This is a genomic window from Tautonia sociabilis, assembly GCF_003977685.1.
Classification (GTDB): Bacteria; Planctomycetota; Planctomycetia; order Isosphaerales; family Isosphaeraceae; genus Tautonia; species Tautonia sociabilis.
In genome coordinates this window covers 79,225-100,675 of the sequence record NZ_RYZH01000017.1, presented here as the reverse complement: position 1 = coordinate 100,675, position 21,451 = coordinate 79,225, and the positions used below count along the sequence as shown (strand labels likewise).

Annotated in this window: 18 protein-coding genes; 9 read left to right on the top strand and 9 right to left on the bottom strand. The window is 72.1% G+C overall.

The window, feature by feature from the left end; translation table 11 throughout:
- Positions 1 to 2: 2 nt before the first annotated feature.
- From TsocGM_RS10675 to TsocGM_RS10660, 4 genes are all read right to left on the bottom strand, one after another.
- Positions 3 to 1,631, bottom strand: a complete 1,629-nt coding sequence (locus tag TsocGM_RS10675) for an arylsulfatase (RefSeq protein WP_126725344.1) — start codon at positions 1,629 to 1,631, stop codon at positions 3 to 5.
- Positions 1,632 to 1,970: 339 nt separating this feature from the next.
- Positions 1,971 to 3,275: a FliM/FliN family flagellar motor switch protein gene (locus TsocGM_RS10670; RefSeq protein WP_126725342.1), complete on the bottom strand. Its 1,305-nt coding sequence runs from the start codon at positions 3,273 to 3,275 to the stop codon at positions 1,971 to 1,973.
- Positions 3,272 to 4,243 (bottom strand): hypothetical protein, encoded by a 972-nt coding sequence (locus tag TsocGM_RS10665; protein WP_126725340.1) that lies wholly within the window; start codon positions 4,241 to 4,243, stop codon positions 3,272 to 3,274. The genes TsocGM_RS10670 and TsocGM_RS10665 overlap by 4 nt, the downstream gene beginning before the upstream one ends.
- Positions 4,244 to 4,360: 117 nt before the next feature.
- Positions 4,361 to 5,908: an ArnT family glycosyltransferase gene (locus TsocGM_RS10660; RefSeq protein WP_233578735.1), complete on the bottom strand. Its 1,548-nt coding sequence runs from the start codon at positions 5,906 to 5,908 to the stop codon at positions 4,361 to 4,363.
- A gap of 479 nt (positions 5,909 to 6,387) precedes the next feature.
- On the opposite strand from TsocGM_RS10660, the gene TsocGM_RS10655 reads away from it, so the two are divergent.
- Positions 6,388 to 7,065, top strand: coding sequence for a fused DSP-PTPase phosphatase/NAD kinase-like protein (locus tag TsocGM_RS10655; protein WP_126725337.1), 678 nt, complete (start codon positions 6,388 to 6,390; stop codon positions 7,063 to 7,065).
- A 113-nt stretch (positions 7,066 to 7,178) separates the two neighbouring features.
- On the opposite strand, the gene TsocGM_RS10650 is transcribed toward TsocGM_RS10655, so the two are convergent.
- The 4 genes from TsocGM_RS10650 to TsocGM_RS10635 all read right to left on the bottom strand — a co-directional run bounded on the left by TsocGM_RS10650 (position 7,179) and on the right by TsocGM_RS10635 (position 13,088).
- Positions 7,179 to 7,883: an SDR family oxidoreductase gene (locus TsocGM_RS10650; RefSeq protein WP_233578733.1), complete on the bottom strand. Its 705-nt coding sequence runs from the start codon at positions 7,881 to 7,883 to the stop codon at positions 7,179 to 7,181.
- 56 nt (positions 7,884 to 7,939) lie between these two features.
- On the bottom strand, positions 7,940 to 10,795 hold the full coding sequence (locus TsocGM_RS10645) for a response regulator (protein WP_158633486.1): 2,856 nt from the start codon (positions 10,793 to 10,795) through the stop codon (positions 7,940 to 7,942).
- 71 nt (positions 10,796 to 10,866) lie between these two features.
- Positions 10,867 to 12,378 carry a DUF2254 domain-containing protein gene (locus TsocGM_RS10640; protein WP_126725333.1) on the bottom strand — a complete coding sequence of 504 codons (1,512 nt, stop codon included), beginning with the start codon at positions 12,376 to 12,378 and terminating at the stop codon, positions 10,867 to 10,869.
- A gap of 50 nt (positions 12,379 to 12,428) precedes the next feature.
- On the bottom strand, positions 12,429 to 13,088 hold the full coding sequence (locus TsocGM_RS10635) for a PH domain-containing protein (protein WP_126725332.1): 660 nt from the start codon (positions 13,086 to 13,088) through the stop codon (positions 12,429 to 12,431).
- A 455-nt stretch (positions 13,089 to 13,543) separates the two neighbouring features.
- On the opposite strand from TsocGM_RS10635, the gene TsocGM_RS10630 reads away from it, so the two are divergent.
- The 5 genes from TsocGM_RS10630 to TsocGM_RS10610 all read left to right on the top strand — a co-directional run bounded on the left by TsocGM_RS10630 (position 13,544) and on the right by TsocGM_RS10610 (position 17,604).
- On the top strand, positions 13,544 to 13,714 hold the full coding sequence (locus TsocGM_RS10630; protein WP_126725330.1) for a DUF1328 domain-containing protein: 171 nt from the start codon (positions 13,544 to 13,546) through the stop codon (positions 13,712 to 13,714).
- Between the two features lie 126 nt (positions 13,715 to 13,840).
- The gene (locus tag TsocGM_RS10625) at positions 13,841 to 14,782 is read left to right on the top strand and encodes a DUF2188 domain-containing protein (protein WP_126725329.1); all 942 of its coding nucleotides are present in this window, start codon (positions 13,841 to 13,843) and stop codon (positions 14,780 to 14,782) included.
- 45 nt (positions 14,783 to 14,827) lie between these two features.
- Positions 14,828 to 14,986: a YqaE/Pmp3 family membrane protein gene (locus tag TsocGM_RS10620; protein ID WP_126725327.1), complete on the top strand. Its 159-nt coding sequence runs from the start codon at positions 14,828 to 14,830 to the stop codon at positions 14,984 to 14,986.
- A 355-nt stretch (positions 14,987 to 15,341) separates the two neighbouring features.
- Entirely contained in the window at positions 15,342 to 16,928 is a 1,587-nt protein-coding gene (locus tag TsocGM_RS10615) for a DUF2271 domain-containing protein (RefSeq protein ID WP_126725326.1), read from the top strand.
- Complete coding sequence (locus tag TsocGM_RS10610) at positions 16,876 to 17,604, top strand: PepSY-associated TM helix domain-containing protein (protein ID WP_126725324.1); 729 nt, start codon at positions 16,876 to 16,878, stop codon at positions 17,602 to 17,604. Before TsocGM_RS10615 ends, TsocGM_RS10610 begins: the two co-directional genes overlap by 53 nt.
- A 60-nt stretch (positions 17,605 to 17,664) precedes the next feature.
- Here TsocGM_RS10610 and TsocGM_RS10605 read toward each other — a convergent pair whose 3' ends face one another.
- A complete protein-coding gene (locus TsocGM_RS10605) occupies positions 17,665 to 18,438 on the bottom strand; it encodes a cytidylate kinase-like family protein (RefSeq protein WP_126725322.1) in 774 nt (257 codons plus the stop codon).
- 325 nt (positions 18,439 to 18,763) lie between these two features.
- On the opposite strand from TsocGM_RS10605, the gene TsocGM_RS10600 reads away from it, so the two are divergent.
- The 3 genes from TsocGM_RS10600 (at position 18,764) to TsocGM_RS10590 (ending at position 21,312) form a co-directional block, all read left to right on the top strand.
- Positions 18,764 to 18,976: a hypothetical protein gene (locus TsocGM_RS10600; RefSeq protein WP_126725321.1), complete on the top strand. Its 213-nt coding sequence runs from the start codon at positions 18,764 to 18,766 to the stop codon at positions 18,974 to 18,976.
- A 111-nt stretch (positions 18,977 to 19,087) separates the two neighbouring features.
- A complete protein-coding gene (locus TsocGM_RS10595; protein ID WP_126725319.1) occupies positions 19,088 to 19,393 on the top strand; it encodes a hypothetical protein in 306 nt (101 codons plus the stop codon).
- 185 nt (positions 19,394 to 19,578) lie between these two features.
- Positions 19,579 to 21,312, top strand: coding sequence for a porin (locus TsocGM_RS10590; protein WP_158633485.1), 1,734 nt, complete (start codon positions 19,579 to 19,581; stop codon positions 21,310 to 21,312).
- Positions 21,313 to 21,451 lie beyond the last annotated feature (139 nt).

The following is a 21,451-nucleotide window of genomic DNA, read 5'->3' as shown; positions in this document are numbered from 1 at the left end:
GTTCAATCGCGGCGAACCGGCCAGGGCGCGACGCCGGCGCGGTTGGCCCAGGACTGCCAGAGGGCCGACAGCTCGGCGACCTTCTCGGGCATCGTGTCGGAGAGGTCGACCAGCTCGGTGCGGTCGGACTCGAGGTCGTACAGCTCCCAGGGCTTTCCGTGGGGGGCGACGAGTTTCCATTCTCCCAGGCGGACGGCGCGATTGCCCTGGTGCTCCCAGAACAGGGGGCCGCGGTCGATCGGCTCGCCGGCGAAGGCGGGGACGAGGCTTCGGCCGTCGAGCGGGAGCGTGGGTTGGCCGTTCCGCTCGGCCGGATACGAGGCGCCGGCCAGCTCGAGGCAGGTGGGCAGCAGGTCGATGACGTGGCCGGGCTGATGCTCGATCTCTCCTTCCCGGGAGAGCCCGGCGGGCCAGTGGACGATGAAGGGGGAGGCGATGCCCCCCTCGTGCACGCTCATCTTGAACTTGCGGAACGGGGTGTCGCTGGCGTTGGCCCACTCCAGGCCGACGCTGGCGTAGGAGGAGCCGGTGCCGATCGGGGCGCCGGGCTCTCCCCGGCTGAAGCCGCCGGGGCCGCCCTCGGCGGAGCAGCCGTTGTCGGAGAGGAAGAGGATGACGGTGTTCTCCAGTTCCCCGGCCTCCTCCAGGGCCGAGACGAGCCGGCCGACGGACTGGTCGATGCGGTCGACCTGGGCGGCGTAGACGGCCATGCGGAAGGCTAGCTCGGCGCGGCGGTCGTCGGGCAGGAGCCGCCAGGCGACGGCCTCGGGATCGCGGGGGCTGAGGGGCCAGGCCGGGTCGATCAGGCCCAGCTCGATCTGCCGGCGGTACCGGGTCGAGCGGACGGTGTCCCAGCCGAGGTCGTCGTAGCGGCCTCGGTATTTCTCGATGTCTTCGGGCAACGCCTGGAGCGGCCAGTGCGGGGCGATGTGGGCGAGGTAGAGGAAGAAGGGGCGGTCCCCCTGGGAGGCGTCGCGGACGAATCGGATCGCGTGGTCGGTGAACAGATCGGTGACGTAGGCGTCGTCGGGGAACGCGACGCGGCGGTCGTCCGCGACGAAGAAGACTTCCTTGCGGATCTGGAGCGTCTCCTTGAAGTAGACGCCGCCGCCGGTGGGGGTGCCGAAGTATCGGTCGAAGCCGCGGTCGAGCGGCCATCGGCCGGGGTCGGAGCCGACGTGCCACTTGCCGGCCATCAGGGTGGCGTAGCCGGCGGGGCGGAGGGCCTCGGCGATGGTGACGCAGCGGTCGTTGAGGTAGCCCTGATAGGAGGGGAGGCCGTAGTCGCCGACCATGTGGCCGATCCCCGCCCGGTGGGAGTACAGGCCGGTGAGCAGGGAGGCTCGGGTCGGGCAGCATCGGGCCGTGTTGTAGAACTGGGAGAGGCGGAGGCCGTTGGCGGCGAGGCGGTCGAGATTGGGCGTCTCGATCTCTCCGCCGAAGCAGCCGAGGTCGGAAAAGCCCAGGTCGTCGGCCATGATGATCACGATGTTCGGCCGCTCCGGGGCCGGGGCGTCGGCCGGCTCGGGGCGGGCGATCTCGGGCGCGGCGAGCAGGGCGAGGGCGAAGGCCAGGGCCAGGGGCCGGACCCGGTGGCCGGGGAGGCGGTGGGCGACAGATCGACGGGGCATGACGCTCGCTCCGGAGGCTCGGTTCCCGATGGCGTCGCCGACGGCCGGATGACGACGGGCCGGTCGGCGCTGGAACGCCGAGTAGAGCCCGCCTGACCAGCGAGTGCAACCGCCCCGGCAGTTCCCGGACGCCCCGGATGCTGCCGTCGGGGAGGCCTCGGTCATGGCGCCCTCGGTTGCGGGAGCCGCTCGAACCTGGGGTCGGGACGACCCCGGCCACCCAGGTTCTCGTCTGGCCACCCTGGTTTTCGTCCGGCCGCCCCGGTCCGGCGGCGGTCGGCCCGAGGATGAGCGGGCCGACCGCGATCCTGGCCTTTCCTCGTGTTGGGGTGGTCGGGATCAGAGGAAGACCCGGGTGATGCGGATGCCGAGGGCGGAGTCGAGACGGACCAGTTCGCCCCGGGCGACGAGGGTGCCGCCGGAGGTGAGGTCGATCGGGTCGCTGGAGGAGCGAGCCAGGTCGAGGACGTCGCCGGGCTTGAGGTCGGCGACGCGGGAGACGGGCAGGCTGAGGCGGCCGAGCTCGACGACGAGGGTGACGGGGACGTCGGCCGGAGAGGGGGAGGCCGGCGGCGAGGGCGGGCCCGAAGGGGCGACGGTGTCGTTGCCGTGGAAGTCGACGGAGGGGGGCACGGGGGAGGCCTCCTGGGGTCGGGGGCGTCGGGAGATCGGGCCGGTGACGGTGAGCCGGGAGGCGCCCGAGTCGGGCACCGGGGAGGCGGGGAGGAGCCACCGGCGGGCGGCGTCGCCGAGGATCACGGCGACCTCGCCCCGGGGGGAGGCGGGCATCCCCTGGAGCAGGCCGCCGGCGATCCGGTGCGACTGGCCGACTCGGAGCGTTTTCAGGCCGCCGGGCAGCGGGATCGTGCCCGCCTCGGCCCGGCCGAGGCAGGTCAAGACGCCGAAGCGCCGGGAGAGCTCGTCGGGGCCGCCGGGGGGAGGGGGCGGCTCCGGGTCGTCGACCAGGGCCAGCGCGACGACCACCTCGGGAACCCACAGCCGGATCACCCCCGAGGCCGGTGGCACCCGGAGCGGCCAGGCGAGGGTGACGATCGGCCCGAGGCCGTCGGGGGGGAAGGGCTCGGGACCGACCCGGTCGACGTACAGGTCCCAGGGGCCGAGGACACCGGGCCGGCAAGCGAGGCGGTCCAGCAGCCGGGCGACGACGAAGCCGAGCACGCCCCACTCGACGGGGGAGACCTGGAGCCGGTGCTCGGGCGCCGATCGCTCGAAGCCGAGCAGGCGGTCGACGATCGCGTGCGCCAGGGCTGGCTCGATCCCCAGGCCGATCCGGGTCCCCAGCCGGGGCCAGCCGAACTGGGCGATGGCGCCGGGGCGTCGGAGGCCGGAGGCCCGGGGGATGACGTCGGCCCGGCTCAACAGGGGGGCCTGGCCGACCAGGGCGGCCAGCTCGTCGAGCAGGGGGCGGAGGGACGGCTCCGCCCGGTCGAGCCGCATCGCCAGGCGGGCGTGACGGCGGGCGATGCGGGGGAGGTCGCCAAGGGGGTCGACGGCCGGCGCCGATGACGAGGACGGCCCCGGGGGATCGGCCGACGGGAGGAGGCTGGCCGAGGGGCCTCGGGGGGCGGGGTTGAGCCCCTCGGGGTCGGAATCGGGGCCGGAGGCGGGGGAATCGGGGTTCAAGGCCGCCCTCCCGTCCCTCGGCCCGGGTCGGCCAGGGCCGTGGGGTCGAAGCGCCCTTCTCGGATCAGCAGCACGATGGCGGCTCGGAGCAGCGCCTCTTCCCAGGCCAGGACCGCCCGACGGCCGGGAGACGGCGCCGGGGAGGCCATGTGGACGCCGATGAGCCGGGCCACGTCGTAGGGCAGGTGTTGCAGCGTCCAGCGCGCCCGGTGGGGATCGGCGTCGGCCAGCAGCCGGCCGGCGGAGACCAGGCCGAGCCGGGGGGGGAGGTGCCGGCCGCCGCCCTCGGAGCGGGCGGCCCGGATGTCGGCCAGGGCCAGGTCGACCAGCTCCAGCCGGGGGGCGGGCAGCGACGGCTCGATCACCCGGATCCGGGTCCGGGTCCGGGCCCGGGAGCGCAGGGGACCGGCCTCGTTGGCGAAGGCGAGCTTCGCCAGGCCCAGGGCGGAGAGCAGGTGGTAGTGCCCCCGGGAGTCGAGCGCGGAGATCGCCCGGACCAGGGTCGGGTCGTCCTCTCTTCGGATCGGCCCGCCGACGAGGCGCTCACCGGCGAGGACCAGGGCCCAGGCCAGGGCCTCGGGATGAGGAGGGTGGGAGAAGCTCGGCCCCTCGTCGACGTAGCCGAGCCCTCGCCGCAGGCCCGCGCCCGGAGGAAGCGGGCCTGCGGCGGCCACGGCGCGGCGGATGGCCGTCGCCTCGCGTTTCAGGGCCCGGACGTACCAGCTCGGATGGATCCGGGCCGGATCGGCCCTCGCCTCGGCGGCGTGCTCCCGGCAGAGCTGGGCGCGGGCCGCCCCGGCGTCGAGCTGGTCGCCGATGGCCCGCCGCTCCGGCTCCAGTCGGGCCCGCCAGCTCGGCCCGAGGCGGGACCACGCCGGGTCATCGGGCCAGGCGCCGAAGGCCCGGAAGGCGACGAGCAGGGCCTGCTCGGCGAGGCTCGGCGGTTGGGCGCTCTGGCTGGCCAGCACGGTCGGCTCTCCCCTCGGACCTCTTGCGGCGGATCTTATCCTACCAGGTAGAGGCCGTCGGAGGGCAAGCCGGAGGCTGGCTCGCGATGGCCGCGATCGGCCGGGGCCGGCTCGCGATTACCGAGATCCCCCGGGGCGGGCGTCGAAGGGGAAGGGGCGGGTCTGCCTTCGGCAGAGGAAGAGGCGGACGGGACGGATCGGGACTCCCCCCCGGACGAGTTCGAGACGGGCGATCGGCTCGATCCGCTCGAACCAGCGGTCGAAGCAGCCCGGCTCGGTCGAGCGGTCGTCGACGGCCACGAGCACGCCATCCCAGCCGACCCAGTCGTCCGGGGCGCTCCAGAGCGAGAAGCCCCGGGCGTCCCCCTCTCGGTAGCAGAGGACCGGCACGCCGGGGCCGATTGCCGCCGAGAGCTGCCCGCTGACGTGCCAGTGGCCGGAAAAGACGAACGTGCCGGGGCGCTCGAGCAGCCCCCGGCGGCGGAGCTCGTCGGCGATCTGGTCCCAGCCGACGAGGTCCCGGGTCGGATCCGAGGAGCCCGGGATCAGGGGAATCGAGCCCGATCCCCCCCGCTGGAGCAGTCCGGTGTGGGCATGCAGCGCGGCCAGGGCGGTGAGGATCGCCGGCGCCGCCGCGACGATCGCCAGGCGGCGACGCATTTCCCGGGGGCGCTCCGCCAGCCGATCGGCCCAGCGCGCTCCCAGCGGAGGCGTCAGGGAGGCCGCCCCGATCAGCCCCCAGTGCGGCAAGACCGGAGCGACCAGGCTGACCGCCGCGAAGAACCCGAAGGGCACGGCCGCCGTCGCCAGGAAGAGGCGGTCCCACCGGGCCCGGCCTGGATCCGGGTCCGGCCTCCGGGCGATCCGGACGGCCGCCAGGGCGAGGGCCGCCGCCATCCACGGCAGCAAATAGAACGCCTGCCCCGCCAGGGCGCCGAGCATCCGCTCTGGGTGGAGGCCGAGACCCTCCGAGGCCCTCCCGCCCTGGAAGGCGAACGACACCCAGCCGTGGCGGGCGTTCCAGAAGATCACCGGGGCGAACAGCAGCAGGCCGATCGCCCCGGCCAGGTACGGGCCGGGGGTCCTCAGGGCTTGTCGGGCTCTGGGGTCGACCGCGGCGAAAGCGAGCAACCCGGCCGGGAGGAAGACCGCGTGGTACTTGCTCAGCATCGCGAGCCCCCAGGAGAGTCCCACGCTCGACCAGCAGCCGAGGCCGGCTGGCCGGTCGGGGGCGTCGTCCCCCAGGGCGGACATCAGCCGGTCGATCGTCAGGAGCCAGAAGAACAGCAGGGGGCCGTCGGGCAAGACGAACGTGCCGACCGCCGCGCCGAAGTACCACGAGGCATTCAGCGCCAGGGCCGCCGGGGCCGCCGCCCGATCGCCGTAGGCCCTCCGGGAGAGCCGGGCGGCCAGCAGCGTCGAGCCCGCGAACAGCAGCACGAACCCCAGCCGGAGCCAGGCGATCGAACGATCTCCTCCGGCCAGCCACCGGCCCGCCGCGGCGACGAGGGCCAGCAGCGGCGGGTGGTCGAAGTAGCTCCAGTCGGGGTGGTCCAGGTAGAGCGAGTAATACGCCTCGTCGTTTCCCGGGCCGATCGCCTCGGCCAGCGCCAGCCGGAGCAGCGTTCCCCCAACGACGACGGCGAGCACCCACCGACCGGGCATCCGAACCATGAGCGTCCTTTCGAGCCGGGCGATCGACCCTCCCCGGCCGGTCAGCATCCCCTCGGGCCCGTTCCTTGCCAAGGCGAGTTGCCCGGGCCTCCCCTCCCGATGACCCTTCGGCGGCGGGCTCCGGGGGCGATCGGCCGCAGGAGACGACCGCGGTCGGCCTCGCCTCGCCGGGGGAGTCGCCCTCGAGGACCCTCGGCGCCGGCGGTCGTCGGGGAATTGCTCAAGAAAGGGAGCGAATCGGGCCGAAAAAACTCTTAATGGGGTTGCTCCTTCCACCCTGAGGCCGATCGAGGAAGAGAAGTCCCCGGTTGGCCATCGGCCTTCGCCATCGAGGGCGGGGCGAGCGCCCTTGTCGCCGGGGGAAGGTCCGGCTACGATCCCCCCGCCTCGTGCCGAGCGGGCCCATGGTGCGCGCGACGATCGCGACGGAAGGAACCGCCCCCGCCCCTCAGGACGGAGAGGATCGACCGATGACTCCCCGAACCCGCCGTAGTCTCCGCATCGCGCTGGTCGCCGTCCTGGCGATCGTCGGCCTCGAGCAGCTGTGGAGGCACACCTACGACTACATCCTGCCGGAGAAGTTCGCCACGGTGGTCGAGGGGAAGATCTACCGGGGCGCCTGGCAGATGACCTGGCCGATGAAGCGGATCGTCCGGCAGCACGGCATCAAGACGGTCGTCGCCCTGGCCCACCCGCCGGAGAGCCCCTGGGTGGAGGCGGAGAAGGACCTCGCCGACGAGATGGGCTTCCGCATGGTGCACATCCCGATCGTCGACGACCGCTCGATCGAGGATGACGAGGTCCTCTACGACCTGCTCGAGCGCGCCGCCGCCGAGGTGGCCGACCCGGCCAACCAGCCGGTGTACTTCCACTGCCACCACGGGATCAACCGGGCCTCGATGGTCCACATGGCCTACCGCATGCTCTACTGCGGCTACTCCCTGGACGAGGCCGAGCAGGAGATCGCCCGCCAGTTCGGGCTCAAGCAGGTCGACAAGGGGCCCGACTACCGCCACATGCGCGGCTTCTACGAGACTCGCGTCCTCCCCCGCCGCGCTTCTGCGTCGCTCGCCGAGGCGGGAGGGGCCGCCGGCTCCCCGGGCGAATCCGGGGACGCTCGCTCCGAGGACGATCCCATCCGGCGTTGAGCCGAACCGCCCAGCGATCGATCCCCCGGGGCCACAGCCGGAACCGGCCGAGGACCGTCCCTGGCGTCCGACCGATTGTCGAGGAAGGCTGACGGTGGGATCGAAGGGGGGCGCTACTGGCCCGGGGCGGTGACGGGAGAGCCGTTCTGCCGGGGGCCGAGGGCCAGGAGGTAGGGGACGGCCGATTCGGCCCACTGGCGGGGAGAGAGGTAGTGGGAAGCGGACGCTCCGAAGGTGGAGCGGAGCATGTCGGTGTCGATCACGCCAGGGTTGAAGGGGACGGCGGCCATGCCGTCGGGCAGCTCCTGGGCGAGCGCCTGGGTGAGCCCCTCGATCGCGAACTTCGAGGCGCAGTACGGGGCGACCTCGGCGGCGGTCGATCGGCCCCAGTAGGAGCTGAAGTTGACCACCACGCCCGATCGCCGCGCGACCATCGCCGGCAGGAAGGCGCGGAGGACGTTGGCGACCCCCTTGATGTTCACGTCGATCAGGCGGTCGAACTCGTCGGCGAGGATCTCCCAGGTCGGGGCGTTGCGGTTGATCACCGCGGCGTTGTTGACGAGCAGGTCGGGGGGGCCGAGGCGGTCGAGGACCTCGGCGGCCCACCGGGAGACGGCGTCGTGGTCGGCGACGTCGACGGCGGCGAATGTGTGGGGAGCCCCGAGCGAGGCGGCCAGCCCGGCGACGAGGTCGGCCGACCGGCCGCAGCCGGCGACGGTGTGGCCGAGCCGGGCGAAGCCCTCGGCCATGGCCCGGCCGAGGCCCCGGGTGGCTCCGGTGAGGACGATGAGCTTCGAGGTCGAGGGGGAATCGGCCACGGGGAGGCTCCTGATCGGGGGGAAGCAAGGGGAGGGCCGGGGCGCCCGATTCCGGGTCAGCCGGAGGAGCGGTCGCGATCGGCGATGAGGGCGTCCCGGAGGCGTCGTAGTTCGGTGGCGAGGCGCTCGACGGCCTCGGGGGCGTCGGCCATCCTCCCCTCGCGGCCCAGTTCCTCGACCGTCTCGGCGGCCTGGGCGGCCGGGCCGGCTCCGCAATTGGCCGAAAGGCCCTTGAGGCTGTGGGCGGCGCGCTCGACGGCCTTGGCGTCGTCGTTGAGCAGGCCCAGGCGGAGGCGCTCCAGCAGGGGAGGGTAATCCTCCAAGTAGTAGCCGATCAGGTCGCGAAACAGCTCCTCGTCGCCGCCGAGGCGCTGGAGCGTGGCGTCGCGGTCGTAGGGTGGTTCGGTCGGGGAGCCCACCGGTCCCTCCTGCTGCTTCGGTTGGCCCCCGCCGGGGGACGGGGCGATGGGAGAGGCCGGCGGGAGGGGGATGGACCGGTCCCGGTCGCCGGGGGCCCCTCGCCGATCGCCGAGGCGGGGGCCGAAGGCCTCGACGACGCTGAGGAAGGAGTCGATCTCGATTGGCTTGGCGATGTAGCCGTCCATGCCCGAGCGGAGGCAGCGGTCCCGGTCGGTCTTCATGGCGTGGGCGGTCAGGGCGACGATCGGCACGTCGGGGCCCGATCCTCCCGAGAGCGACCGGATGGCGCCGGCGGCCTGGAGGCCGTCCATCACGGGCATCTGAATGTCCATCAGGATCAGGTCGTAGCGGCGTCGGCTGGCCAGCTCGACCGCCTCCCGGCCGTTGGCGGCCAAGTCGACGCGGTGCCCCCGGCGGCGGAGGACGGCCAGGGCGAGCTTCTGGTTGGCCGGCGTGTCCTCGGCCAGGAGGATCTCCAGCGGCTGGGAGGCCGGCCGCGTCGCGGTCGGCGACGCCGAGGCCTTCGCGAGGGGGGGGGAAACGCCGCCGAGGGCCGAGCAGAGGGCGTTGCGCAGTCGGGAGGGGGTGACGGGCTTCTCCACCACGGCGGCGACGCTGGCTCCCCAACGGTGGTCGAGGGGAGTGGAGCCGGTGCGGGGGTCGACGGGGGATCGCATGAGGATCGTCGCGCCGGCCAGGCGCTCTCGGCGGATGCGGTCGGCCACGGCGGCGCTGTCCAGGCCGGGCATCTGGGCGTCGAGCAGCACGAGGGGGAACGGGTCTCCCCGACCGGCGGCCTCGGCCAGCATCGCCAGCGCCGACCGGCCGTCGGGGGCGGCGGCCGGCCGCATCGACCAGCCGGCCAGGGTCGTCTCGAGCTGCCGTCGGGAGGCGGCGTTGTCGTCCACAACGAGGACGGGCAGTCCGGCCAGCTCGGGCCCCGAGGGGGGCTCATCGGCGGCCTCGGGAAGGCGTCGGAAGCGGGCGGTGAAGACGAATCGGCTGCCGGCACCGGGACGGCTGACCAGGGCGATCGTCCCCCCCATCAGGCCGACAATCTGCCGGCAGATGGACAGCCCCAGGCCGGTGCCCGAGTAGGGGCGGGTGCTGGAGGCGTCGATCTGGGTGAACGGGGAGAAGATCCGCTCCTGGTCCTCCGGCGCGATGCCGATGCCGGTGTCGGCGACCTCGAAGCGGAGGGCGACCTCGTCGCCGTCGGAGACGCCCTGGCCGTCGCGACGGTCCGGGTCCGCACCGGCGTCAAGGATGGGGGAGACCAGCACGGTGACCTCCCCCTGTCGGGTGAACTTGATGGCGTTGTCCAGCAGGTTGACGAGCACCTGGCGAAGGCGCCGGGAGTCGCCGACGAGGCGGTCGGGGGCCGAGTCGGCCACCTCGGCCACCAGCTCCAGCCCCTTGCGGGCGGCCCGGGCGGCCAGCGGGCGGATCGCCTGGTCGACGGCGGCGCGGAGGTGGAACGGGGCGGGCTCGAGCTCGAAGCCGCCGGCCTCGATCGAGGAGTAGTCGAGCAGGTCGCTCAGCAGGACCAGCAGCGCCTGGGCCGACTCCCGCGCGGTGCCGAGATAGTCGCGCAGGGTCGGGTCGCGTTCGGATGCGAGCACGAGCTGGATCATGCCGAGGATGGCGTTCATCGGGGTGATCAGCTCGTGGCTGAGCACGGCGAGGAACTCGCTCTTGGCCCGGCTGGCGGCCTCGGCGCGGCCGATGGTGTCGGCCAGCTCGCGCTCGACGCGCTTCTGGCGGCTGAGGTCCAGGACGAAGGCGACCCAGTCGGCCTGGCCTGGCTCGACCAGGGCGGCTCCGATGAGCACGGGGACGCGGCGGCCGTCGGCCGTCAGGTACTCCTTCTCGAACGGTGGGAGGGAGCCGGTGCGGAAGAGGAGGTCGAAGAGGCGGCCGTCCTCGGAGTGGAGCGACTCGGGGGTGATGGCGGCGACGCTCAGGCCGCCGCCCTCGAGGTGCTGGCGGTCGTAGCCGAGCATGCGGAGGAAGGCGTCGTTGGCCTCGAGGATCGTCTCGTCCCGGCCGGAGACGACGCCGATGACGTCGGACTCGGCCAGGCGTCGGAAGCGGGCCTCGCTCGACCGCCAGGCGAGCAGGGCTTTCCGGGCCTCGGCGCCGGAGCGCTCGGCCCGGATCCGGGAGCGGTGCAGGGCCTCGCAGACCATGCAGATGATCAACCCCTCGAACAGGAATGCCAGCAAGCGATACCAGGCGGAGCCGTCCTCGACGCGGAACTCGCCGGCCGGCGGCAGGAAGGAGTGGGCCGAGGCCGCCAAGGAGAGCAGCAGCGCCACCAGCCCCGGCATCAGCCCGCCGTACCAGGCGGTGAGGGTCACCGAGGCGGAGAAGAAGACGAAGGGACTGTAATCGCGCTCGCCGACCGGGTCGACCGCCCACTTCAGGACGACCGCCAGGGCGACGCTCAGCAGGGCGATCGCGTACGAGGGGACCTTCGGGCCGAGGCGCATGATGGGCCGGAGGAAGCTAGGCCGCGGGGAGGAGGGCGATCGGCCTGGGCGGGGGGCCGGCCCGATCGCCCTCATCGGACGCCGACCCGGATCGGATCGGTGTGATCGGCCGCCTCGGCGAGCTCGGAGAGGCCGAGTTGGTGGAGGATGTCGCGGAACCGATCGGCGATGTCGCGCCGGTCGTATTCCTCCTCGATCGCGCGGCGGCTGCCGCGCTCGATCATCACCGCCTGGCGAAGCAGCGAGGCGCCGTCGGTAAGATTATCAACTCGAGCCGCGATCAGGGCAATGACCTCCAGCAGTCGGATCGTCAGGGCGGCGTTGCCCAGACCGTACTGCCGGATCTGGTCGAAGGCGGTGTTGATGATCCCGCCGAATCTCGTGGAGCGGACGACGACCCGGAGCCGGCCCTCTCGGTCGTACCGGCGCCGGGGGGGCATCTTCCTCCCGGCCAGCAGGCACATGGCGGCCCCCAGGCGGTCGACGCAGTTGATCGCCGTGAACGGGTCGTTGTTGGCCAGCGCCCGGACGGCGACCTCGACGAGCTGGCTGATGGAGAACTCCACGTCCTCGGGAGGGGTGCGCTGAACGCCGAGCACAAAGGCGCCCCGGAGCCGGCGGGCGGCCTCGTCGTCGACCCGGTCGGGGGGCCAGGCGGCGGCCAGGGGGCCGTCCGCGATGATGAAATCGCCGGGGCGGTGCTCCAGGCGGACGACGAGGTCCAGACCGGCGCAGGCGTCGATCAGCGCGTCGAGGTCGATCACCTGGAGATAGCCGGAGGAGGCCGCCAGGATCGGAACCGCCTCGTCGTCGAAGCCGGGAGGCAGCTCCCGGGCCGGGTCGTTGCCGTCGGCGGGGGAGGGGCGAGGGTCGATCGGGCCGCGATCCTCGGGGAAATGCCGGCGGATGGAGCGCTCCAGCTCCCGGGCGACCGAGTCGATGACGTTGGGAGCCTGAATCGCGTGGGCCACGTGGTGGATGAAGTAGATCAACAGCGCCAGGCAGATCATCGACAGCCAGACCCCCAGCCAGAGGGAGGCGGCCGGGACGAAGCTCGTCTGCTGGGGCAGCCCCTCCATTGGGGGAGGCCCGCCGGGCTCGCCGGTCAGGGCGGTGGGGTCCCCCTCGGGGGGAGGGGCGTTGGAGCCGCTCTCGATCGCCAGCAGGACGATGACGCTGTAGACGAACGTGGCGAGGAAGGCGCCGAGCACGACCTGCGTGCCGACGTCGGCCATGAAGGTGCGGATCAGCCTCGGGCCGAACTGGTCCGACGCGAGCGTCAGGTTGACAATCGCGATGGAGTACACGATGCCGACGATGGTGATCATCGAGCCGGCGATCATGCCCAGGATCGTCCGGGCCTCGTCGGGGCCTCCCCGGGTGTACCAGGTTCCGACGTCGTAGGCTTCGCTGGAGGACCAGGCGTCGAACTCGATCGCCCCCAGGGCCAGGACGATCGCCAAGACGACCATGGCCGAGGGGACGAAGAGGTAGCCGGAGCGCAGCCAGTCCCAGTGGTAGCGCATGCGGGCGGGGCCGGCCGGGTAGCGGAGCCGGCCGGATCGGGGGGCGTTGCGGGGCATCGGCGGGCCTCCGCCCGGGGCCGGGGGGCCTCCCGGGCCGTCGCTGGGGCTCAATCCTGGTGCTCTCGGATGATGGAGGCGACGCCCTCGGGGTCGACGATGGCCCGGGCTCGGATCTCCAACGTATCCTGTCCGGCGCTGGAGACGTACAAGTCGCCGATGTTGAGCAACCGCTGGATGACCGACTGCTCGACCTGGATGTTCCGCACGTCCTCGTGGTTGACCTCGCTGGTCGACTTGGACACCAGGCCTCGGCGGAGGATCGTGCGGCGGTTGGTCACCGTGAGGGTGACGAACAGCGACTTGAACCACCAGTAGGCCAGGTCCAGGCCGCCGACGACCGCGGCGGCCAGGCCGCCGAAGCCGAGCCAGGGACTGGCCACGCCGGCTCCCCAGACCGCCGCGGCCAGGCCGCCGACGACCAGCAAGACGGCGGCGGCGGTCTGGAAGATGCGGCGGCGGAAGATCGCCGGGTGGAGCACCAGCAGCACGTGCTCCTGGTCGATCGGCCCGCCGACGAGCGGGGCGCCCCCCTTGCGGAGGACCGAGCCGGCCTCGTCGTCGCTGATGGGGAAGGACGGCGGCGCCTCGACGCGGAAGGGCCGCTCGCACCTCGGGCAGTTGACGACCTCGCCGATCATGTCGTCGCCGACCTCGGCCTTGGCGCCACAGTGCGGACACTTGTAGACAAGCGTGGATTGTTGGCTCATCGATCTTCTCCCCCGATCGGTCCCCGACGGGCTCCCCGGCTGGCCTCCGGCGGCTCCCACCGGCCGCCTCTCCCGCCCCTCGTGCCGGGCCCCGGCTCGCCTCCAAAGACGACCGGGCGTGCTCGGCCGGGGGGATATGCAATCACCGTGCCGGGACGTCGATGCCGCGGTTTCCCCCCAGCCGGCCGGTGTTTCCCCGACCGCGATGGACGCCGGCTGACCACGACGCGATCCGACCGGCCAGGAGGTTCCCAGGGGACGGGGGCCTTCCGAGGCGCTCTGCCGATCGATCACACGCGCGGGGCGTCGCGACCCCCGCCGTCGATCGGTTTCGGCACGGGGCTTGCATCGGCGGTTCGAGCGTCGGGCGAAGTTTCAGGTGCTCATCACGCTGAGCACGTCTTCGTGCGAACAAATCTCAACGTTTTTCCCGGAATCCGGGAGGGGATCCGACCATGCTTGGCTGGGCCATCACGTTCCTGATCATCGCGCTGATCGCGGCCGTCCTGGGGTTCGGCGGGATCGCCGGTACGGCGTCCTGGATCGCTCAGGTGCTGTTCGTCGTGTTCCTGGTGATGTTCCTCGCGTCGCTGATCTTCGGCCGGACGCGGACCCCGTCGCCCTGATGAGGCCGTGGCAAGGCGATCGGCCCCGGCCTTTCGTCCGGCGCCGGCGCGCCCCGCGCCGGGCCGGGCCGGGCTGGGTGGGGCTGGGTGGGGCGACACGCAGGAGCCCCCACAGAGGAGACAACGATGGCGAAGAACCTGCACGTGGTGCCCCACGAGGATGGGTGGGCGATCAAGCAAGAGGGCGACGACGAGGCGGTTTCCGTCCACGCCTCGCAGGCCGACGCGGTGGCCAAGGCAGAGCGCCTGGCCGCCGACCGCGAGGTCAACCTGATCGTCCACCGCGAGGACGGGGCCTTCGATCACGTCGAGAACTTCAAGGAGGCCGACGGCAACGGCCGGGGTCGGGGTGCCGCCTCGTCCCGAGAGCGCGCCGGCAACCGGACCGCCGGGACCGACGGCCTCCGTTCGATCGACGGTGAGCCGATTCGGCTCCACGACGTGGCCTCGGTGGGCAGCCGGGTGAGCTGGAGCGCCCTGCTGGCCGGCGCGGTGGTGGCGCTGACGATCGACGTCTCGCTCGGCACGCTTGGGGTCGCCGTCGGCCTCTCGACGGCCGGCGCCCGGGGCGTGGAGGGGGGCGAGCTGGCCGTGGGCGCGGCGATCTGGGCGGCGATCTCGCTGCTGATCGCGCTGTTTCTGGGCGGCTTCGTCACCAGCCGGAGCACCGTGGGAGAGCGCAAAGACGAGGCGATGATCTACGGCCTGCTGCTCTGGGGCACGATCTTCGTGGCGGTGGTGGCCCTGACGGCTCAGGGGCTCAACCTGGGAGTCGGGGGGATGATCCAGCAGGTGGCCGGCCCGGGAACCGCTTCGGTGATGACCGACGCGCAACTGGCCGACCTGGGGTTGACCGAGGGGCAGATCGCCGACCTCCGCCAGGCCCAGGCCGCCGGCGGAGACATCCGGGCGACCTCGGCCGCCTGGTGGACCTTCGCGATTCTGGTCGCGTCGATGATCGCCTCGATTGCCGGCGCGCTCGTCGGCGCTGGGCCTCAGCTCTCGCTGGAGCTGCTCCGGCAGCGCCGCGAGGCGGGGATCGGTCGGGTGAGGGCGGCCCAGGCCTGACCGGGCCCGGACGAGTCGAGTCGAGACGAGTCGAGGAGCATCGTCATGGATCTGATCCGACTGCTGCTGGCCATTGTGCTGCCCCCGCTGGGGGTGTTCACCCAGGTCGGCATCGGCTTGCAGTTCTGGCTGAACATCCTGCTGACGCTGCTGGGCTACATCCCGGGCGTCATCCACGCGGTGTACGTGATCGCCAGCGAGTGACCGCCCGCCTCCCCGGACGGGGAAGCGGGAGCGACCGAGGACGGCCGCCCCCTCCGGAGTTCCGGTGGCGGGAGCGGCCGTCTTCTCGTTTTCGTCCCGAGCGGAGGGCCGAGGCCGATGGCCGGCTCGCTCCGCCTTCGCCCTCGGAGGACCGGGACGCGAGGGGGGCGGGCCTCGGCCGGGATGAGGAACCAATCGATCCGGGAGGGGAAGGGCGAGACGGGGAGACGGGCGGGCGGATTGCCCGGCGGGGGGGGCGTCCACTACCATTTCGGATCTCGAGACCCCCGCGCCGGGGCCGGCCGGCCGGGGGGGCGATCAGGCCCCGAGCCCCCGGAGAACGGTCGAGATCCTCATGAATCACCATCGACGCCTGCTCGCGACGCTGTTCGCCTCGGGGATCATGCTCATGGTCGCCGTCCCGGCCAGCGAGGCGGACGAGGAATTCGCCTTCTTCCACGAAGAGGTGATGGGCACGGCCCTGGAGCTGAGGGTCCGGGCCGAGGGGATCGAGGCGGCCCGGTGGGCCGAGGGCCGGGTGCTGGCGGAGATCGACCGGCTGTCGGCGATCCTCAGCGGTTACGACCCGACCAGCGCGCTGAGCCGATGGCTCTCCGGCGAGCTGTCGCCGTCGGACGTTCCGAGGGAGCTGGTCGAGGTTCTGTCGGCCGCCGATCGATGGCGGGAGGCCACCGGAGGGGCCTTCGACCCGAGGGCCGCCGCCTTCGGCGGGCTCTGGTCGGAGGCGGCCCGGAGCGGCCGGACGCCGACGCTCGCCGAGCTGGAGGCCGCCCGGGAGGCGGCGAGGAGGCCGGCCTGGCGGCTCGACCCGGTTGCCGGATCGGCGGAGCGGCTGGGGGGCGGGCCGATCAGCCTGGACGGGATCGCCAAGGGGTACATCGTCGATCGGGCCTGCGCCTCGGCCCTGGACCCGGGCCTCGGCGTTCGGGGGATCCTGCTGAACGTCGGGGGCGACCTGAGGGCCGTCGGCGAGGGGTTCGGCACGGTCGGCCTGGCTTCCCCGAAGGGGGACACCGAGGCGAGCGAGCCGTTCGCGTTCGTGGAGGTCAAGGATCGGTCAGTCGCCTCGAGCGGAGGGGCGCACCGGGGATGGGAGATCGGCGGGAGGTGGTACTCCCACATCATCGACCCTCGCAGCGGCCGGCCGGCCGGGCATGTGGCCTCGGCGACGGTGGTGGCCCCGAGCGGGATCGACGCCGACGCCCTGGCGACGGCGCTGAATGTGCTGCCGATCGCCGAGGGGATCCGACTGGTGGACGCGACCCCGGACGTCGAGTGCCTGATCGTGGCCGACGACGGCCAGGTCCACCGCAGCGCCGGCTGGCGACGATTCGAGCGGCCCCCGCCTCCGGGCCTCGCCCTGGCCGACCCGAGGGAGGGGGCTGCCGGAAGCCCCGACGAGGATGGGGGAGAATCGGGGGAAGCGAGGCACTGGGCTGACGCCTATGAACTGGTGGTCCGCTTCGAGATCAACCGGCCGGAGGTGGAGCAGCGGCGCTACCGCCGGCCGTATGTGGTGGTCTACATTGAGGACGAGTCGGGGCACGTGGTGCGGCACCTGCTGATGTGGGTGTCGATGTCGGGCTCGGGGCCGGACAACTGGCTGCCGGACCTGCTGCGGTGGTATCGCAGCGACGCGGGGCGGACCCGGATCGAGCGCCGGAACAAGGCCTACGCCATCGGCCGCTCGACCCGGCCGCCGGGCACGTACGCCATCGGCTGGGACGGCAAGGACGACCAGGGCGAACCGCTTCCGGCGGGCAAGTACACCATCTTCATCGAGGCGGCCCGGGAGCACGGCACCCACCAGGTGATCCGGGCGCCGGTGACGATCGGCGACGAACCGTTCAGCGAGGAATTTGAGGGGAATGTCGAGATCAAGTCCGCCGCCGTCGAATACCGGCGAACGTCCGACGATTGAGCCCGCCTCCTCCGTCGCCCCGGCCCCGGCCCGAGCCCGAGCTCGAGGCCGGGGGCCGGGGAGGACCCTGGGGATCCGGGTCGCGGCGTTCTTCCGCTGGCTGCACATCTACCTGTCGATGTTCGGCCTGGCCTCGGTGCTGTTCTTCAGTGTCACCGGGCTGACGCTGAACCACCCCGACTGGTTCTACGGCACCGCCGAGCGCATCGAGGAGGCCGAGGGGCGGATCGACCTGGACTGGCTGCACCGGGACGTCCCCGACGGCTCGCCGGAGGAGGATCGGGTGGACCGGCTCCGGGTGGTCGAGTTCCTGAGGGCCGAGCACGGGGTCGGCGGGGCGCTGACCGAGTTCTCGGTCGACGAGTACGAGTGCTTCGTCACCTTCAAGGGGCCCGGTTACTCCGCTGACGCCCAGATCGACCGCGAGACCGGCTCGTACGTCTTGACCGAAACGGCCCTCGGGCCGGTCGCCGTGCTCAACGACCTGCACAAGGGGAGGGACACGGGGCCGGTCTGGTCGCTGGCGATTGATGTGTCGGCGGTGGTGCTGACGGTCATCTCGCTGTCGGGCTTGGTCCTGCTGCTCTACCTGAAGCTGCGGCGGTCTCCGGGACTGGCGGTGGCCCTGGTGGGGGGAGCGGTGGTGGTGGGGGTGGTGCTGATGGGGGTGCCTTGAGCATCGCGGCGGGAGGGCAAACGGCCGGCCGCCGCCTCCGGCGATCCGGCCGGGCCGCGTTCAGTCCATCCGAGTCGGTGGGGGCAGGGCTCGGGAGGGGGTAGGCAGGGCGCCGGGACGGCCGGCCTCGACGGCCCGGGCGATCAGCTCGCAGGCGATCGGAAGGCCCAGGCTCTCGGTGTCGATCACCAGGTCGTACTGGTGGGGGTCGGCGTCGTCGACGCGGAACATGGTGCGGGCGAACTTGCGCCGGCGGCGGTCGAGGTCGACGGCCAGGCGGCGGGCGGTGCGGGGGGAGACGCCGAGGCGGTCGGCCAGGCGGCGGGAGCGGGCCTTCAGGGGGGCGATCACCCGGACCGAGAGCGTCTCGTGGCGGGGGATCATGAACCCGGCTCCTCGGCCGACCACCACGGCGTCGCCGGCGTGGCCGATCGAGAGGACGAGCTTGGCCAGGTGGTCGAGGTAGGCCTCCAGTGGCGCCCAGTGCTCCTCTCGGAGCGGCAGGAACCAGTCCTGCACGACGCTCGGAGACAGCTCATCAAGCGTCTCGACCTCCTCGATCGGCCGCTCCATGCGCCGGGCGATCGTGGCGACGATCTGGGAGTCGTAGACGGTCCAGCCCAGCCGGTCGGCGACCATCCGGCCCAAAAGCGAGCCGCCGGCGCCGGCCTCCCGGGCGATGCAGACGACGCGAAACCTCGCCCGGGGCTCGGCCGAGGCAGGGACGCCGGGATCGGCCGGAGCCCGGCGCGAGAGCCAGCGCGCCATCGCCCGTCGGAGCCCTCGGGCCGGGCCCGACGCCTCGGGCCGGGGTGCGTCGCCGATGGTGCCCATGCCGCCGACCACCCTCCTTCCTCCGGGCCGCTCCGAACCGCTTCCGAAGCGAAGGGGGCCAGGGCCGTATCGGGGCCCGCTCCTCCCCCCTCCGGCGCTTCGCTCGGGCCATTGTAACCGTTACAGCGGCGCGGTCCCGAGAACCGCCCCCGGGAATTCCGGCGCGTTTTCCTCAAGTCCCTGCGCGTCTTCACCCGAAGGGCGGCCGGCGCCCCCGGCTCGGGGCCGCCGGTACGGCCTTTGCTTCCGGCTTCGGACATCGCATCGAGGGTCCAGACACGCCCTCTGCTCCCGATCGACACGGACCGTTACGGGACCTCACCGCATGAGCGATCGAACCCACACGCTGCTCTGGATGAAGGACCTCATCGAGCACATGCGCCACTGCCAGGAGCAGCTTCAGTGGGCCTCCGACGGCCCGAGCGAGTCGTTCCTGACCGAGGCGCTCCTGGTCGACCTGACCGAGTGCCGCACGCTCTGCGAACGCCTCCGGTCCCGTCGCGTCCCCGAGCCCTCCCTGCGAGCGACCCCGGCCTGATCCCCGGCCGCCTCGCCGGCCAGGTCGGCCCCTCCGGCCGAGGATGGCCGATCGATCGCCCCGCTGCTCCGGGGAGCGGCCGACGACTCTCCCCGGGAGTGGATCCTCTCGATGGGGGGCGGCAACGCGGCCGACCGGGACGGCCGGGTGGTGCCGGTCTTGCCCGACGACGAGCGGGTGATCCGAGACCGCCGCTTCAAGCGGTGGCTCGGCCCGGACCGTTCGCCGACGGCCCTCGACGACCTGAAGGCCGACCCCTGGGAGGAGCCGAACCTGATCGAATTCGACGAGCCCGAGGCGGTCTCGGCCCGGGATCGCCTGCTCGCGGTCGCCTCCACCTTCCCCGAGCGCGACGCCGCCTCCCGGTACCGGCCCAATCTCCCCCAGCCGTGGGACCGGGACCCGTCTCGGCGCTGAGCCTCGCCGGGGCAGGGGGGTGACTTCCGCTTGCCCGATCCGCCGATCGGCGGTAAGAACAGGCCCTTCAGCCCTTCCTCCTCCGCCCCTGCCGGGGCATCGCTCCGACGGATTCGCCTCCTCGATCGGGAAGGGTACGACGGAACCGATCGGGGCGGTGGATGATGCCGAGACTCCCAGGCACGGTGCGACCACGATTGGCCGCGTTGTTGGCGGCTGCGACCTTCCTCGCCGGGCTTGCCCAGGCGCAGGAGCCGGCGCCGGCGCCGGAGGGCGGGGGGACGGTCGAGGAGCGGCTTCGGCGTCTGGAGGAATTGAACGCGAGCCTGCTGGAGCAGAACCAGGCGCTGTTGCAGCGGCTCGACGATCTGTCGACCAAGTACGACGAGGTTATGCGAGTCGTCGGCTCGGCCTCCCCGGCTCCAGAAGGGACGAAGCCCGACCCGGCCGTCTCGCCCGCTCAACAGCCGGTCGTGCCGCCGATCCCCGGGCCGAACCCGATCGGTTCCCGAGGAGAGCCCGCGACCCCCATCGATCCGGGGGAGATTCCCCAGGCCGAGGCCGCCCCGCCGCCTCCCTTCCTGCCGGGGGAAGAGGCGGGCGTGCCCGTCCCCGGCGGCTCGTTGCGGCAGTACTCCACGGGCATCCTGGGCAACCGGGGAGAGCCGGCGGCCTTGAGCACCGAGCGAGGCGGCCTGGCCGAGGGGCCCGGCGAGGCCCGGGAGTTCCCGCTCGAGGCCTTCTACGACGAGGGCTTCGTCCTCGGTTCCGACGATGAAGAGAAGGTGCCGTATCTGCTGAAGACGAACGTTCGCATGCAGTTCCGGCACACCGGGTTCCATCGCTCTCGGCCCTTCTGGATCGATTCGGCGGGCATCGTGCGGCCGATCCTCGACCGCAACGACTTCGAGATCGAGCGCGGCCGGCTCTCGTTTGAAGGGTTCTTCTACGACCCGGATTTGCAATTCTATCTTAACCTTGATATCGACACCGATGACGAGCACCTGACCGTCGCCCAGGATTTTTGGATCAACTACCGCTTCAGCGATGCGCTGGATGTTTACATCGGCAAGGCGTTTGTCCCCGGCAGCCGGTCGTGGCTGGAGGGCTCGACACGGACCCAGTTCGCCGACCGGTCGATGGCGACCACGTTTTTCCGCCCGGATCGCAGCGTGGGGATCTGGGCGCTGGGGGAGCCGATCGAGAAGGTCTTCTACCGGGTGATGCTGGCCAACGGCTTCAACACCAGCGACCTGACCTTCCGAGAAATCAACCGGCAACTGGCCTATTCCGGCTCGGTTTGGTCGGAGGTGATCGGCGACTTCGGCCGGGGATACTCCGACCTGGAGTGGCATGAGACGCTGGCCGTGCGGCTCGGCAACAGCCTGACGTTCGCCCCCGGCTCGCCAGCGGGAGTGGCCGTCGCTCCCATCGGAGAGTTGCAATTCGCCCGGCTCTCCGACGGAACCCCATTGCTCGAGCCCGGCGCGTTGGCGCCGGGGGTGACGGTTGACGACTTCGACCTCTGGCTCTACGCCATCGACGGCGCCCTGAAGTATCGAGGACTGAGCATCAACGCGGAATATTACCTTCGATGGATTCAGGACATCCAGGCCGACGGCCCGCTACCGATCGCACGCACGAACCTGTTCGACTACGGTTTTTATGTGCAGGGGGGCTACTTCGTGGTGCGCAAGCGCGTCGAGCTGATCGCCCGGCATTCGCAGGTCAATGGCCCCTTCGGCAGCGGCTACGAATATGCCGCTGGCTTCAATTGGTTCATCAACGGCTCTCACTACCTGAAGTTCACCTTCGACGCCAACTGGCTCGACGCCATCCCCGCCCAGAACTCCGGCCCCAACTACCAGGCCGGAGACTCGGGAATCATGTTCCGGTCGCAGCTGCAGATCGCCTTCTGATCCGAGGGGCCGGCTCGTGCTGCCCTCTGCCCTCGGCTCGGGTTGCCTGAACCCAACACGACGGCGCCTTGCCCTCCGACACCATCCGCCTTGGGGGATGAGGCGACCGGGAACGGTCGCGCGGCCGGCAGGGGGGGAT